The following is a 14,464-nucleotide window of genomic DNA, read 5'->3' as shown; positions in this document are numbered from 1 at the left end:
CGATGCCCGAACGGCTCGTGCGCGAGCGGCCGGGTCACCGTGTCACGCGGCACACCCTCAGCGCCGCACTTCCGACACCACGGATCGTCGTCGACGACGCGGCACTCAAGTACTGCCCGGTCGGGCTCGAGCAGCTGTCCGACGGCTTCGAGGCCGAGCTCGTCGAGGCGGCAGAACGTGGTGAGGTCAGGGGTCGCGAACGTAGGGTGGTGCAAGTCGAGGTCTTCCGGCGGACGGTGAGTGTGAGAACTTCCATCCTGGAAGACCTCGACGTCTATCCGCGAACCAGCCGGCGCCCCTCGACTACACCCTCAACTGCGAAGAGCCAGCAATGCGATTCCTGACATGAACGAGATCACCGAACTCGGATGGTTCCATCGCGACACGATCCTGACTTTGCCGAGACATCACTGGATAGACCGGGTAATTCAGGATTCGCAGATCAATCCACACCGTCGCGCGCCGCAACAGTCGGCTGTCTCGTATCCCTAGAGATATGTGACGTCTCGTAGATGCCACCTGATCGCTGACGTCCTCCGAGCCGCAATCGGCGTCTCAAAACGTATGGGGGACGAGGCAATCGTTCTTGGTTACTCTTGCGGCATGGAGCACGATAGCGAGGCATTTGCGCAGTCGGGGTGGGCAAGGTTCGCGAGGGAGTTCATCCCGGCGACGCATAGGGGTCTACCGATGTTGCGACTGTATCTCCCATTCCTGGATCCAGCTCTTGAACAAGGCCAGGACGTGGTGCGATGGTCACAGTATGTCGACGTCGAGGAGGAGCCCGCGTCGTTGAATTGGTTCGAAGCCACTCGGGCGATAGCTGATGAGCAGGCCGCAGTAAGAGGACTTGTCTCCTGCATGGGAGAACTGGACGATTCGACGGCTGACGCGCTCCGTGACGGGATCGGGGATATCGCACTCCGGTGCCTCCGGTGGGTTGGTTACGGCGAAACCCCGGACGATGCCGCCACAACGCGCGTGTTCGGTGAGGAGTACTTCGAGGCCGATCTCGGACCCGAGGATGTGCGGCCTGGTCGACGAGTTCCGGAGTTCGCGTGGGATGCGGCGGGCCGGCTCGCTTGGGGCGGCCGGCTCTATCCAGATTCGTTGATCGTCGCGGCTGAGCTACCCATCTTCAGACAGCTAAGAAATGACCCGCGTATTGACAGCGTCTCGGTCAGGCCTGATCGAGACGTGCTTCCGGGAAGCGCAGGCGACTGACGCATTCACAACCGGACGGGCACGGGGTGTCTCGTAACCTCACTGTCGCGAAACCCATGGGATACGCGACAACCGCAGCGCATGCCCATTGACCGGCTGGCAGTATCGTGACCATGGCCGACTCGGGATCCGCATCTGACCCAGACCTTGTCCCGGAAATTCTCGTGGGGATCCTCGACGACAGTTTGGACTTCTGGTGCCGCCTCTGTGGGTTCGAGGTTCTGTATGAACGGCGCGAGGAGGGCTTTGCCTACATCACCCGCGGCTCAGCACACATCATGATCGAGCAGGCCGGCATCGGTCGAAATTGGACTCCGGCTGAGCTGGAGCGTCCTCTCGGACGTGGAGTCAACTTCCAGATCTCCGTGGAGTCAATCGACCCTCTTGTCCGTTCTCTACGGGACGACGGCTGGGCGCTCTTCATGGAGCCAGAAACCAAGTGGTACCGAACAGGCGAGACCGAGGCCGGTGTGATTCAGTTCCTCGTTCAGGATCCAGACGGGTACCTGATCAGGTTCCAGTCATCGCTCGGCAGAAGACCCGTGAGCGTCTCGTAGCCCACGGGTTACGGGCCACGTACTGTTACGAGACACCCGCCTCACTTGAGAATCCCTCAGAGCAACCGAAGTCGATCGAGAGCAAAGCGTCGTCAGATGCTCTAGAGCAGCGATCGATTCGGATCGATGCGCACCGTCGAAGAGTTCCTTGATATTCCGTCATTGCTCTGGATCGACGTCACTATCCCAGTGGCCGAATGATTAGGATTCAAGGCCGATGCAGCACCTCGCGGAGTTTGGCGGCGAACGCGTCGGGCTGACCGGCGTAGCCGAACTCGCCACCCATGAAGCCGCCGTGGTGGCTGGGGAAGACCGTCGCTTGCTGACCTAGCTGTTCGGCGAGGGCGATCGCGGTCCGACCGGTGTAGACCTTCACCGACTCCTCCCCGACTGCGACCACGATCCGGGTCGGCGCCGCCTTGAGGGCCTCGAGATCCGGCTGGTAAAGGGGCACCGCCCACGACCGGTCGGACAGCAGCGGGTCATTCCGCACTCCGTCGTCCTCGACCGGCAACCCGAACGCGGCTGGGTCCGGCGCCGGCCAGGCGAGGTGCTCGTCGGTGATCTCGCCCTCCCACGAGGTCATCGCGATGAACGCGGCCATCCCGGCGCCCCAGCCCTTGTCCTGGTACACCTGGGTGTAGGCCAACCGGGCCTCGTGGACAGCCGCCGCATCCGGCAGGACGCAGTCGATCGGCGGTTCGTGCGCGACCAGGGTCGACACGTCGTCCGGGTACGCGGTGACCAACGCGAGCGCGCTAACCGCTCCACCGCTGCTGGCGAGCATCTCCACGGGGCCGACGCCGAGCGCCTCGATGATCGCGTGGATGTCCTGAGCCTGGACCTCCGGCTCGTTCGTGACCACGCCGTCCTTGCGCCTGCTCCGTCCCAAACCACGTGGGTCGTAGGTCACGGTGGTGCGATCCTCGAACAGTTCCACTTGGGCCTGGAAACCGCTGGCGTCCATCGGCTGGCCGATCATGACCAGCGGTGGCTGGCCATCCGCGGTCGGCAGCGGCCCGTGCACGTCATAGACCAGGTCGACCTCTGGTAGCGCGAGTGTGTGCTGCGTCACTGGTGACCTCCTCCACGGCGAACAAGCTCACCGGATCGTACAATGCCGACTCCGCAGCGCGCTAGATGGCTGAGGAGAGAACGGGCGTCGCCCCCCACATTGAACTCGCGCTGTGTTCTCGCTCATCGATCGTCGCGCTGATGGCCTCCCGATCGAGGCGTCGCACGGTCCTCGTCATCCTCACGCCACAGTGGGCGACTCCGCCGCGTATGGGATTTGATACAGGTTGAGCGAACTATCCGGGACGAGCTACCACTGAGCGGGACAGCATTCGCTGTCACTCTTCTCGTCGAAGGGTCGCGCGGCCGTTGGCGTGAGGAGAGACGCTTCCCGCTCTCTCGGCGTGTCGCAAAAGCATGATCTTCACCAGACGTTGCTATCTCGGGACTCCGCTATACGTGGTGGCCGAAGCGTTCTGCATGAGCGCATCGAAAAAGGCTGTCGTAGTAACTCCGATAGGTGCGTACTGCGCGATAAGGTCGGCGCCGTCCCCCAGCATGGCCCGAAACGGATCGAGTTCGGTGGCGCGATGGTCTGAAGCGGAGGCACGGAGCACTTCGAGACGTCGCGTTCGAGAGCCGATCCCGAGCTCGGCCAGTACCCAGTGAAGCAGGCTCGCGATTCCGGTGTCGTGATCGTAGCCGCCGTGCGCAGCGAAGAATGCGCGCTCGTCGCGGTTCATGGCGAAGTCCTGGTGCAGGGCGAGCCCGAAGTCAGTGAAGACCATGGCTCCATCACGGACGAGAATGTTGCGTGGATGCATGTCGAGGTGTTGCATACCGTGCGCTTCCATCCACGCTGCCCCTGTGACGATCTGCTTGATTGCGCTTGACAGAGCTGCGGTCCCGTCTCCCGAGCTGAACTGCTCTCGGAGCCACATGTCGAGCGTCTGCGGCACGTACTCGAGGAAGAGCACGACACTGGAACGAGCGGTGGCGAGTGCTTCGACTCGGGCTCGGACTCTGGGCCAGTGCGAGCCCCATTGGAGCTGAGGCGCGGGCCCGTCGAACTCAGAGACATCAATTCGGCACCGTTGGTCAAGAACGCGCCAATGATAAAGAACCGGGAAGTGCGCTGTCGCACCCGAAGTCACCCACTTCGAAGTGAGTTGGTGAGTCGCTACCTCACGTCCGACGCCGAACCCGGGGCTCCCGATGCCGTAGTGGCAGGAGACAGGGAGGCCGAACCGGTTGATCGTCGAGATCGGGTCGTCCTTCTCGATCGCCGTCAACGGCAAGTGTTTAACGAAGATGTCGGAGCCTTGCAGGCGTACCCGTGAGGTCGCACCGCCGATACCGGTGGCCAAATGCTCGGCTCCGTCGAGAATTGCGAGGACTTCGGCATCGTCGAGATCGGCGAGTAAGGCGGTGAGTTCCTCGAGCTTCGAAACTGGCGACATCGATCCAACGTATATCGCCCGCCCGCACTCGCTCGAGCGGCCGCGGACGCACGAGTCTCATAGTTACGTCTCGGCACAGACCGGTGGCATCGGGGTATCAACCCCTAGTTGAGGACACCTGCAGCTCACGATTCAACGCGGACCCGTGTCGACATCGGGGGGCGGCTGGGTGAACCGCGCCACACGATCGTTGCGCGACTCGTCCTCCCGGGCGCACGATTCGTCGCGCCGCTCGCTCGCGCGCTGAGCCTCGCGGCGGGCCTCGCGCGCAACCCTCCGCCGTTCGCTGTCGTGCGTCGTCCGCTCGTGCCGTGCCCCGTGGAGCCCGTGCGTCTGGCGGAAGAAGGCGCGGCTCGCCGGCTCATCGCGGTAGGTGTAGCCGAGCGGGCTGAGCCATTCGAGCACTCCCCCGCCGAGCTGGACCAGAGTCCATCCCGCGGCGTGCTTGACCATGTGGTGCGTTTCGCAGAGCGCGCTGAGGTTCTCAACGTCGGTTCGGCCGCCTCGCGCGTAGTCGTGGGAATGGTCGATATCGGATCTTCGCGCGGGCGTCGTACATCCGGGGAATCGGCACGTCATATCTCGCGCGCGAAGAACGCGCTTCTGCTCACTCGATGGTCGGTACCGGTCAACCGAGACCACCTCGCCAGTCTCGGGCCTGACGAACAATCTGTCCCAGCCCGCGGCGTGTGCCGCGACGCGGCGAGCGGTGTGCGACGAGATGAGCGCGCCCTCGTCGAGCCAGCTCGGGGCGTTACTATCAGGATCGACGATCTGTGCCGCAGGAATCGTGACCTGCACTTGAGCTTGCACGTTGTCGAGCGAGGCGTCTGGCCCGGATGCGTGCAGGCGGTGCCCGGTCGGCGCGGACGTCAAGAGGATGTCGCTCAAGATATCCGCCCGAAGCTGATCCATCGTGCGGCGATCGCTCGCCGCGAGCGCGTTTCCTTCGACTGCCGCGATGCGATCTGGCCCCACATGTTCTTCGGGCTCCATGCCGTGTTCGCGAATGAACGCGCTGCGCGCGCGGCGGCGGTCGGTCTTCACGAACCGGGATAGGCGCGTGAGGCGGTCGTAGATCGTGCGTGCTTCGAACGTCGGTGCGACGACATGCAATTCACTCATACCGTCGTCGAGCTCGGTCAGCGCAACGCGTCGTTCTGCTCGCGCGATCTCGTGACGTTCGCTCGGCGAGTCGGACGCGAGGTCAGCGGCCTGCTTCTTCGTGATTCGGCGCAGGTCGCCCGGCGTGCGCGTCTCGGCGAACGGGATGGCGCACGAATCCAACGACGCGCGCGCACTCGGATCGAGACCGCCGCCCGCATCCGCCACGATGCGTGCGTGCGCGAGTGAAACGCGGCCCTCGCTGAGCGCCTCGAATGTCTCGGGAAAGTCGCCCACGATTCTTTCGGCTTCGTCCATCTGCGCGCGGGCGGTGTGCGGATGCACGCGCGTCGCGGCAGCTACTTCTGTCGTCATCGACCGCCGAGCATATTCGGGGCCGTCTGAACCCAGGGCGTCGCTTGATATGGCATCGGCAATTGTCGCTAACTCTTGCGTGGCAGCGATGATGTCGGCCTCAATACGCGCGATCTGCCGGCGCCGTTCAGCGATCCGCGCGACGAGTGCGCGGGCGCGATCGAGCTGCTCGGGAGTGAAGCCCGGGAGCCCTTCGGAGAATCGTGCCTGCGCCATGTCGTCACGTTATGGGGAACCACCGACAAACGAAGGGCGCTTCAAAAGAGCATCGAGAGCGATGCCGCGAGTCAGTATTCATCGTGCTTCATTCCGCGACGTACCACGGCGTCAACGCCATCTCCCCGCCGTCCACGACGTCGAGAACCTCCGACGTCGAGGTGCGTACTGCACCCGCCCAGGGGGCCAAGAGCACTGTGAGGTCGATCGGTCGTCCCGTCGGCGCACGCCACACGAGATCGGCGCGTGCCGTGCCCCCGGGAGCGAGAGTCACTACGTCTTCCCCGATCGGCTCGCCGGCTGTCGTGAAGTTCCTCGGTCCGATCACCGGACGGATCGCGTTCCCGACGTCCGACGCGAACGCGAGATCGGGCGCACCTCTCAGATCACATGCCTCGGCAGACATATTGCGCGCCTCGAACGTGAGGTAGCGGGATCCGGTCGCCGCATCGAACCCGCCGATCTCGACGGACACGTCGTCGGCCGCGCACCGTCCCGGGAAGTCGGGGTCGATCGTCTCCGCAACGGCCGGAGGAGGATCCGTGGGGGCCGCCGGCTCCGTCTGTTTCGGAGGATCCTGCGTGGCCACTTCTGTGCGCGCGGAGAGCGCGGCCCCGCGCGTCGTCGCGGCGAGAATCGCGCACGCCAACGCTGCTGCGATCACGAGCACGGTGGCCACGACGAGCGCTCGGCGCCGGGACGGCCGGTTCGGGCCCGGCACGCCGCACAACGTCGTCGCGAGCGCAGGTATCCACCCCCAGAGCAGTCCCCAACGCGCCGCTTCTTGCAGCGCGGGCAGCGTGAACGTGCGGATGTGGGATCCGCCGAGCCCGCCGAACGACTGAACCTCGAGCAGCCATTCTCCAATCTGCGCGACACCGACGACGCCGACTGCAACGACCACCACGGAGATCCACAGAACAAGCGCGCGAAACCACCACCCGCGCCGCTTCCGGCCAGCGAGGAGGATCATCGAGAACGCGGCGAGAGCCAATCCCAGCGCGAACAGCAGCGTTCGCCATATCAGGGCGGGCCAGGGATCCACGGTGTAGCCGGCGTGCGCGGGAACGATCGTCGGCAACCAGGCCTCGCTCGCTCGCCAGAACTCAATCGACGCGTTCCACCGAAGCGCCCGGCGAAGAGCGTCTGCCGCGACCGCAGCGAGCACGCCCACCACGGGGAACGCGACCCAACCAATCAATCGGATCCATAACGAGCCTCTCGCGGATCCCGCCCTCGACGTATCGGGTGTCATGCGTCGGCGAGTCGCTTCATGTCCGGGCGTTCCCGAAGAACCCGCCCCGGTCGCTTGACGACCTTGAGGGCGCCGTCCGCCATCCTGGCGTTGCGTACGTATAAGCCCACAGCGCGCTCGGCGCTTGCGCCCTCAGACCGGTCATCGAGCACGCCTGGGGCATCAGACCTTCGTACGCCGCGCCACGATTCGACGTGCACGCGCGCGATGCGTGGCGCGTCCCCGACCACGGCCTCCCTGGTTCGCATGGCACCACCGTACCGGTGAGTTCGCGCCGATGACCCGCGTCCCTGTACGCGGATCCCGTCGCATCCGGGAATGTCCGTAGGAAACTTATCCGTATCGACGAAGGCGGCATCTCATGGATCATGCAGAAATCACTCGGATCCTCACCCTCCCCTACAGCGAGCAGCTCCTCGCACGCGACATCGCGCGCATGGCATACGTGGCGCTTGACGGATCCCCGCGCAACGTTCCGATGGGATTCGTCTGGAACGGATCCGGGATCGTCGTGTGCACGACCACCAACGCGCCGAAGCTGCGCCACCTGCGCGCGAACCCGCAGGTGGCGCTCACGATCGATACCGAGGTGTTCCCGCCCAAGATCCTGCTGATCCGCGGACGTGCCGCACTCGAGGTCGTCGATGGCATTCCCGAGGAGTACCTGAGCACGAACAACGTCTACTCGATGACGCCCGAGCAGCGGGCCGAGTGGGAAGCCGAGGTGCACTCGCTGTACAAACAGATGGTGCGCATCAGGATCGTCCCCACCTGGGTGAAGCTCATTGACTTCGAGACGACTCTGCCGACGGCTGTCGAACAGCTCGCCGCCGAGCGTGACGCGCGCGAGCAGCCTTAGCGCGCCGCCCGGTTCACGTGTACCAGCTCGGCTCCGGCACTTCCCCGAGCAACGCGTACCGACCGACCTCGTGCTTCTTGTACGCCACCGGGTCGTGAAGGCTGTGCGTGCGGAGGTTGCGCCAGTAGATATCGAGGCCGACCGAGTTGGCGGTTGCTCGCGCGCCCGTCAGCTCGAACACTTTCGTGGTGACCTCGAGGCCGTCCTCGATGATCCGCAGCTTCGCGGCCGCCACGCGCACTGCGATTTCGCCGCGCCGGCGCTCGGTCAGGTTCTCGCGCTCGTCGTGCAGGATCTCGCTGATCTCGCGGTCGACCTCGTCGACGAGGGCCGCGTTCGCCCACACCTTCGATGCGAGTTCGCCGTAGCCCTCGAGCACGTAGAACTCCTCCGTTCCCCGGCTCTTGCCCTCTCCCCCGTACGGCCAGGCGCGCGTGTACTCACGCGAGTACGCCGCGGCGGCGCGCAGCGCGCCCTCCGCGATCCCGAGGTAGATGTTGTTGAACGTGGCCTGCAGCGCCGGCACGTTCAACGTGTTGTATACAAGGGGCTGGTAGACGCGGTCGATGAACCCCGCGGCGTTTGCCCAGTCGACCCGCACGTCGCGGATCTCGACGCCGCCCGATTCGGTGAGGCGCTGACCCAGGTTGTCCCAGTTGCCGGCGAAGACGATGCCCTGCTGATCGGTCGGCACGATCGCGAAGACATGCGTGTCCGTGCCCTCGAGCACTCCCTCGAGCACCGTGAGGTCCGCGACGCGGCCACCGGTCGAGAACGACTTGCGTCCGTTGAAGACGAGCTCATCGCCGTCTTCGGTGATCGTGAGATCCGAATCGCGCGGGTTGACCGCTCCCCCGAAGAACAGGTTGCCCGTCGTGTAGAGCTCTTCGACGGCGGATATCTGCGCCTCGGTGCCGACGAGGCGCGCGGCCCACGCCCACAGGTAGTGATAGCCGAGCAGCTGCCCGATGGATCCGTCGGCGCGCGAGACGGTGCGCACGATGCGGTTCGCGGTCTGCCACGTCTGCCCGCCGCCGCCGTGCTCGACTGGCCCGAGCACCGTCACGAGGCCGGAATCCTTCAGCAGACCGACCTCGGCGTGCGGAGCGGCGTTGGCACGGTCGCGCTCGATCGCGTCGACGGCAAGAATATCGGCGACCTCCTCCGCGCGCGTCAGCCAATGATCAGCAGTCTGCGGGCGGGGCGCGCCGGCCCAGCGATTCGTCACCGCGGCGTCGGTTGCGGGGGCTGTTTCGAGGGACATGGCGGCTCTTCTCTGGGGATCCTGCGGAATGGGTTTCCGCAACATTCGCGCGCCCCGCACGACCCTGTCAATCACGGTGACAATGCATGTCCGCTCATGACGTCGCGTGACGATATCTCGTCACACAGCGACTCATGTTTCGGGAGTGCCCCGTGGTCGTTCTGACGGGCGAAACGGCCACGGGGCACTCCCGAACTCACGCCGCGAGCAATGCGGCGAGCGTGTGCGCGACGCCCTCGTCGTGCACGCTCGGGATCACGTGGTCCGCGATGCGGCGCACGCTCTCGTGCGCGTTGTCGACGGCGCACGCAGTTCCCGCCCAGGCGAGCATCGGGATGTCGTTGGGCATGTCGCCGAACGCCACCACCCCCGACGCGTCGATGCCCCGCTCGGCGCACAGCGCCTGCAGCGCGTGGGCCTTAGTGATGCCGGGCGCGCTGATCTCGATCAACCCCGGAATCGACCAGGTGACGGTCGCGTCCTCGCCGACCACGGCCGTCACGACGTCGCGGAGCTCGTCGCCGTCGACCGACGCATCCCGGACGAGCAGCTTGATCGCCGGCTCGGTCCACAGCGACGGGAGGTCACCGCACGGCGCGCCGTCCCGCTGGGAGGCGCGCGCGAACTCGGGCGTCACGCGGATCCCATCAGGGAATTCCAGCGCGAGCTGCGCGCTCGGCAGCGCGCGGGTGATGCGGCCGGCGACCTCGAGCCCGGAAGCGGGATCGATCCCGTGGACGCGGCCGGCGCGATCCGTGTGCAGGTCGTACGTGAACGCGCCGTTCGAGACGATCGCGATGCCGTGTGCGCCGATGTGCTCGCGCAGCGGTTCGACCCAGCGCAGCGGGCGCCCGGTGGTGAAGACGACCGGCACTCCCGCCTCGTCGACGTCGCGCAGGACGCGTGCCGTGAACGGGGGCACCGTCATGCTGTCCTTCGGCACGAGGGTGCCGTCGAGATCCGTCGCGATGAGCATGCCGGGCGACAGCCTGAGGGGCAGCGTCACAGCGCCAGCCGCATCTGGTTCTCGATGCCGAAGGGCGGCAGCTCGTAGTCCATCGTGACGCCCGTGTCCACGAAGCCGCGGCGGCGATAGAACCCGATCGCGCGGGGGTTGTCGGCGTGCACGTCGAGCGTGAGCGTGCTTCCGAACACGCGCGCCCAGTCGACGATGCCATCGAGCAGCTCGTCCGCCACTCCTTCGTGGCGGCCGCGCGCGGCCGGATCCACGAAAACGCCGATGAGCATCGCCCCGGCGTGCGCGCTGACGAACCCGCTCATCACGCCGAGCCAGGCGCCCTCGTCGTCGATCGCCGCCAAGCCGATGTTCGGCTCCACCTCGTTCCTCGTCGCCTTCATGATCCAATCGGCGTCGCCGAGCGACCGCGCGTGCTCGAGAGTCTCGCCGTACGCGATCGGGGTGTCCGCGAGCATGCGCAGGCGGATCTCGCGGTACTCCTGCCAGTCCGCGGCGCCGAAGCGACGGGTCGTGAAGGTCATGGAGGCTCCCAGGAGGATCGGCGTGAGCGGTGCACCTCAACGCTACCGAGGAGGTCGACCGACAGCACTATCGCGGGAGCATGCGCTCCGCCCAGGCGGTGAGAACGCGGTACGCCTCCGCGCGCGCGTCGCGCCGGGAGACGAAGACGTCGTGCAGCGCCCCCTCAATGCGGGCGACCGTGACGAGAGGGCCGAGCCCCAGCGCGGCGCGCGCGATGTCGTCGACGATCAGCACCGAATCCGCGCGCGTGAGATCGTCGGACCACCGCAGCGGCCGGGCGGATCGGGCGGACAGCATGACGAGGATCGGCACGTCGATGGCGAGACCGTCCTCGACCTGATCATGCCCGCGCAGGATGGCGCTGAGCCACCCGATGTGCACCGACATCGACTGCTCGGGCCGCCACGCGAAGTCGTATTCGATGGGGTCGTCCGGATCCGCGGCGGCCGCCTGGGCCCGCGAATAGAACCCGAGATCGATCTGCGGCGTGCGATCCATCGGGCGCCTTCGTGCCTGCATCTCGATCAGCGGCGTGATCGCCTCGCGCTGGAACTTGGGCAGCTGCAGCTCGAGCCACGGGCTGTTCAGGATCACTGCGCTCGCGGCGCCCGGATTCCGGTGCGCCCACAGGCTCAGGACGAGGCCTCCCGTCGAATGCCCGAACAGCACGAGGCGGCGCCCGGATCCGATGGCATCGAGCGCGGCCCGGATGTCCTCGTCGTACGTCGCGAGGTCGTCGACATAACCGGCCGACTGGCCCTCTCGCAGGCTCCGCCCGTACTTGCGCAGGTCGAGGGCGTAGAACCGCGCGCCGAGCTCCGTGAACGTGCGCGCCACGCGCTTCTGGAAGAAGTAGTCTGACCAGCCGTGCACGTAGAGCACATCGACGTCCTCGAGCGGGCGGCGCCGAAACCATCGCTTCTTCGGCAGCGCGCGCACCAGGGTCGCGACGACCTCCCCCTCGTTGTCGGGCTCGAGCGGAAGCGTCAGCTGTTCGAACTCCTCGCCCAGCACATCAGGGATCCACGTGCCTGCCATGGGATCAGGATATGCGGCGCAGCGGCGACAATGGACGGATGCATACGTTCGACCTCGACCGTTTGGGCGCGGGCCTCACCGTCGCCGGTGCGCGGGCCGAACTCGAGCGCGCCGTGTCCACGGGCGCCGCGGTCGTCACGGCCCCGCCCGGCACCGGCAAGACGACGTTCGTGCCGCCGCTCGTCGCCAACGCTCTGGGCGGCCGGATCCTCGTCACGCAGCCGCGCCGCGTCGCCGTGCGCGCGGCGGCGCGGCGCATCGCCGACCTCGATGGCACGCGGCTGGGCGGACCGAGCGGGTTCACGGTGCGCGGCGAGAAAGCCGTGTCGGCCGAGACGCGGATCGAGACCGTGACGCCCGGCGTGCTGCTGCGCCGCCTGCTGAACGATCCGGCGCTCGAGGGTATTTCGGCGGTGATCCTCGACGAGGTGCACGAGCGATCGGTCGACAGCGATCTCCTCCTCGGCATGCTCGGAGAGGTGCGCGCGCTCCGCGAGGATCTCGTTCTCGTCGCGATGTCGGCGACGATCACCTCCGGCCCGCTCGCGGACCTGCTCGGCGCCGCCGTGGTCGACGTCCCGTCGGCGCTCCATCCGCTCGAGATCGCCTACGCACCGAGTTCGACGCCGCGGCTCGGCGTGCGCGGCGTCGAGCACGACTTCTTGGATCATGTCGCCGACGTGGCCGTCTCCGAGCAGAGGGCGACGGGGCACGACGCGCTCGTGTTCGTGCCGTCTGCGCGGGACGTCGATGTCGTCGTGCGACGGATCCGAGACCGCGCCCCGGACGTCGACGCGCTCCCCCTGCACGGCAGGCTCTCCGCGGACGAACAGGATCGGGCCGTGTCCGGCCGCACGGATCCCTCAGGCCCGCCGCGCATCGTCGTCAGTACGGCCCTCGCCGAGAGCTCGCTGACGGTTCCCGGAGTGCGCCTCGTGATCGATGCCGGCCTCTCGCGGGAGATCCGGCGCGATCGTTCGCGCGACATGTCGGGCCTCGTCACCGTGAGCGCCTCGCGAACCAGCGCGGATCAGCGCGCCGGACGCGCCGCGCGCCAGGGCCCGGGTCGCGCCGTGCGCACCTATACGGAGGCCGAGTTCGCGGCGTTCCGCGCGGAGGCGGATCCGGAGATCCTATCCGCCGACCTCACCGACGCCGCGCTGCTGCTCGCAGAGTGGGGCGCGCCCGAGGGTCGCGGGATGCCGATGCTGACCGCGCCGCCGCCCGCGGCGATCGCCGTCGGCGTCGGCGTGCTGGGCGAGCTGAGACTCGTGGACGACGCAGGCAGGGCGACCGTGCTCGGCTCGCGCGTCGCGCGGATGCCGGTGGGAGCGAGAGAGGCGCGTGCGCTCCTCGACGCGGATGCAGACCCGCAGACCGCCGCGGAGGTCGTCGCCGCGATGTCCGGCGATCATCGCGACCCGGGCGCCGACCTCGGCGCGCTCGTGCGGTCGCTGCGCCGCGGGTCCGCACCGGCCGCCGGACGCTGGCGCGCCGAGGTGAAGCGTCTCGCGCGCATCGCGGGCGGATCCCGCGGCGCGTCGTCGAGCACGCGCGACGCGCCGGGCGTCGTGGCGGGGTTCGCGAGGCCCGATTGGATCGCCCGCCGCGTGGCGGCGTCTTCGCGGGTCTACCTGCTCGCGAGCGGCACCCGCGCGGCGCTTCCGGAGGGATCCGGCCTCATCGGATCAGAGTGGATCGCGGTCTGCGAGGTGCAGCGCGCGGATGGTGCGGCCGCCGCGGGAACGGGCGCCGTCATCCGGCTCGCCGCCGCGCTCGCCGAGCCCGATGCCCTCGCGATCGGGAGCCTCCGCACCGTCCGTGAGACCGCGGTGGAGGGCGGGTGCGCGAAGGTGCGGGAGGAGCGCCGCCTCGGGGCGATCGTGCTGTCGTCGACGCCCGGCCGCCCTCGTCCCGAGGAGGCGGCGCAGGCCCTGATCGCGCACGTGCGCGCCGAAGGCCTCGAGGCGCTGACCTGGCCCGATGCGGCGCGGGCGCTGCGGTCGCGGCTCGGCCTCATCCACCGCGAGATCGGCGAGCCGTGGCCGGACGTCGGCGACGGCGCACTGCTCGACGACCTCGAGGGCTGGCTCGGCGGCGCGCTGCGCGGTTCCGCATCCCTCGCGGGGCTCGACCTGACGAGCGCGATCCGCGGCCTGCTCCCGTGGCCCGAGGCCGCCCGGCTCGACCAGCTCGCTCCGGAGCGCCTCGCCGTGCCGTCAGGTTCGAGCGTGCGGATCGAGTACCCGGCGGATGCCGCCGGAAGCCCGATCGTCGCGGTCAAGCTGCAGGAGGTCTTCGGTCTCGCCGAGACACCGCGCCTCGTCGACGGGCGCGTCGCCGTACAGTTCCATCTCCTCTCCCCCGCCCGACGCCCGCTGGCCGTCACCGGCGATCTCGCGTCGTTCTGGAACGGGCCGTACCAGGATGTGCGCAAGGAGATGCGGGGCCGCTATCCGAAGCACCCCTGGCCCGAGGATCCATGGACCGCGCCCGCGACGGCGCGGACGACGAGGAGGATTCCGCGCTGAGCGCCATTCCGAAATTCGGTCGGCGCCGTGCTCCGCATCTGCTTCACATTTCCGCAACACGTGGTG

General features: G+C 67.5%; 12 protein-coding genes and 1 pseudogene. 4 read left to right on the top strand and 9 right to left on the bottom strand.

The genetic code is table 11. The annotated features are described in order from the left end of the window. Positions 1-215: pseudogene (locus tag G510_RS18010) on the bottom strand (ISL3 family transposase); the annotation flags it as partial. Between the two features lie 388 nt (positions 216-603). Between G510_RS18010 and G510_RS0111555 the strand changes: the two are divergent. Both G510_RS0111555 and G510_RS0111550 read left to right on the top strand, forming a co-directional pair. After that, positions 604-1,224 (top strand): hypothetical protein, encoded by a 621-nt coding sequence (locus tag G510_RS0111555; protein WP_036323045.1) that lies wholly within the window; start codon positions 604-606, stop codon positions 1,222-1,224. A gap of 113 nt (positions 1,225-1,337) precedes the next feature. Continuing rightward, on the top strand, positions 1,338-1,781 hold the full coding sequence (locus tag G510_RS0111550) for a bleomycin resistance protein (RefSeq protein ID WP_029153751.1): 444 nt from the start codon (positions 1,338-1,340) through the stop codon (positions 1,779-1,781). Between the two features lie 208 nt (positions 1,782-1,989). Here G510_RS0111550 and G510_RS0111545 read toward each other — a convergent pair whose 3' ends face one another. The 4 genes from G510_RS0111545 to G510_RS0111530 all read right to left on the bottom strand — a co-directional run bounded on the left by G510_RS0111545 (position 1,990) and on the right by G510_RS0111530 (position 7,151). Beyond that, on the bottom strand, positions 1,990-2,856 hold the full coding sequence (locus tag G510_RS0111545; RefSeq protein WP_029153750.1) for an alpha/beta fold hydrolase: 867 nt from the start codon (positions 2,854-2,856) through the stop codon (positions 1,990-1,992). A gap of 376 nt (positions 2,857-3,232) precedes the next feature. Further along, the gene (locus tag G510_RS16660; RefSeq protein ID WP_051216708.1) at positions 3,233-4,255 is read right to left on the bottom strand and encodes a protein kinase domain-containing protein; all 1,023 of its coding nucleotides are present in this window, start codon (positions 4,253-4,255) and stop codon (positions 3,233-3,235) included. Between the two features lie 132 nt (positions 4,256-4,387). After that, complete coding sequence (locus tag G510_RS16655) at positions 4,388-5,950, bottom strand: HNH endonuclease signature motif containing protein (protein WP_051216707.1); 1,563 nt, start codon at positions 5,948-5,950, stop codon at positions 4,388-4,390. Between the two features lie 88 nt (positions 5,951-6,038). Next, complete coding sequence (locus G510_RS0111530) at positions 6,039-7,151, bottom strand: DUF4232 domain-containing protein (RefSeq protein WP_169562615.1); 1,113 nt, start codon at positions 7,149-7,151, stop codon at positions 6,039-6,041. Between the two features lie 415 nt (positions 7,152-7,566). On the opposite strand from G510_RS0111530, the gene G510_RS0111525 reads away from it, so the two are divergent. Then, positions 7,567-8,064, top strand: coding sequence for a pyridoxamine 5'-phosphate oxidase family protein (locus G510_RS0111525; protein WP_029153748.1), 498 nt, complete (start codon positions 7,567-7,569; stop codon positions 8,062-8,064). 13 nt (positions 8,065-8,077) lie between these two features. On the opposite strand, the gene G510_RS0111520 is transcribed toward G510_RS0111525, so the two are convergent. From G510_RS0111520 to G510_RS0111505, 4 genes are all read right to left on the bottom strand, one after another. Next, positions 8,078-9,328, bottom strand: a complete 1,251-nt coding sequence (locus G510_RS0111520; protein ID WP_036323042.1) for an acyl-CoA dehydrogenase family protein — start codon at positions 9,326-9,328, stop codon at positions 8,078-8,080. Positions 9,329-9,524: 196 nt separating this feature from the next. Further along, on the bottom strand, positions 9,525-10,334 hold the full coding sequence (locus tag G510_RS0111515) for an HAD family hydrolase (RefSeq protein ID WP_051216706.1): 810 nt from the start codon (positions 10,332-10,334) through the stop codon (positions 9,525-9,527). Then, positions 10,331-10,828 (bottom strand): GNAT family N-acetyltransferase, encoded by a 498-nt coding sequence (locus G510_RS16650; RefSeq protein ID WP_036323039.1) that lies wholly within the window; start codon positions 10,826-10,828, stop codon positions 10,331-10,333. The genes G510_RS0111515 and G510_RS16650 overlap by 4 nt, the downstream gene beginning before the upstream one ends. Before the next feature lie 67 nt (positions 10,829-10,895). Beyond that, positions 10,896-11,867 carry an alpha/beta hydrolase gene (locus G510_RS0111505; RefSeq protein ID WP_029153745.1) on the bottom strand — a complete coding sequence of 324 codons (972 nt, stop codon included), beginning with the start codon at positions 11,865-11,867 and terminating at the stop codon, positions 10,896-10,898. Between the two features lie 38 nt (positions 11,868-11,905). On the opposite strand from G510_RS0111505, the gene hrpB reads away from it, so the two are divergent. Beyond that, a complete protein-coding gene (hrpB, locus tag G510_RS0111500) occupies positions 11,906-14,398 on the top strand; it encodes an ATP-dependent helicase HrpB (protein ID WP_084644341.1) in 2,493 nt (830 codons plus the stop codon). Positions 14,399-14,464: the final 66 nt, after the last annotated feature.

Origin of the sequence: Microbacterium gubbeenense DSM 15944 (genome assembly GCF_000422745.1) — a bacterium.
Taxonomy (GTDB): Bacteria; Actinomycetota; Actinomycetes; order Actinomycetales; family Microbacteriaceae; genus Microbacterium; species Microbacterium gubbeenense.
The sequence above is the reverse complement of the archived record's forward strand: the minus strand, read 5'-3'. Positions and strand labels throughout refer to the sequence as shown.

What these genes read in the sequence shown, in the direction of transcription:
- G510_RS0111555 (WP_036323045.1), top strand. Translation starts at nt 604, where the DNA reads ATGGAGCACGATAGCGAGGCATTTGCGCAGTCGGGGTGGGCAAGGTTC.
- G510_RS0111550 (WP_029153751.1), top strand. Translation starts at nt 1,338, where the DNA reads ATGGCCGACTCGGGATCCGCATCTGACCCAGACCTTGTCCCGGAAATT.
- G510_RS16660 (WP_051216708.1), bottom strand. Translation starts at nt 4,255, where the DNA reads ATGTCGCCAGTTTCGAAGCTCGAGGAACTCACCGCCTTACTCGCCGAT.
- G510_RS16655 (WP_051216707.1), bottom strand. Translation starts at nt 5,950, where the DNA reads ATGGCGCAGGCACGATTCTCCGAAGGGCTCCCGGGCTTCACTCCCGAG.
- G510_RS0111525 (WP_029153748.1), top strand. Translation starts at nt 7,567, where the DNA reads ATGGATCATGCAGAAATCACTCGGATCCTCACCCTCCCCTACAGCGAG.
- G510_RS0111520 (WP_036323042.1), bottom strand. Translation starts at nt 9,328, where the DNA reads ATGTCCCTCGAAACAGCCCCCGCAACCGACGCCGCGGTGACGAATCGC.
- G510_RS16650 (WP_036323039.1), bottom strand. Translation starts at nt 10,828, where the DNA reads ATGACCTTCACGACCCGTCGCTTCGGCGCCGCGGACTGGCAGGAGTAC.
- G510_RS0111505 (WP_029153745.1), bottom strand. Translation starts at nt 11,867, where the DNA reads ATGGCAGGCACGTGGATCCCTGATGTGCTGGGCGAGGAGTTCGAACAG.
- hrpB (WP_084644341.1), top strand. Translation starts at nt 11,906, where the DNA reads ATGCATACGTTCGACCTCGACCGTTTGGGCGCGGGCCTCACCGTCGCC.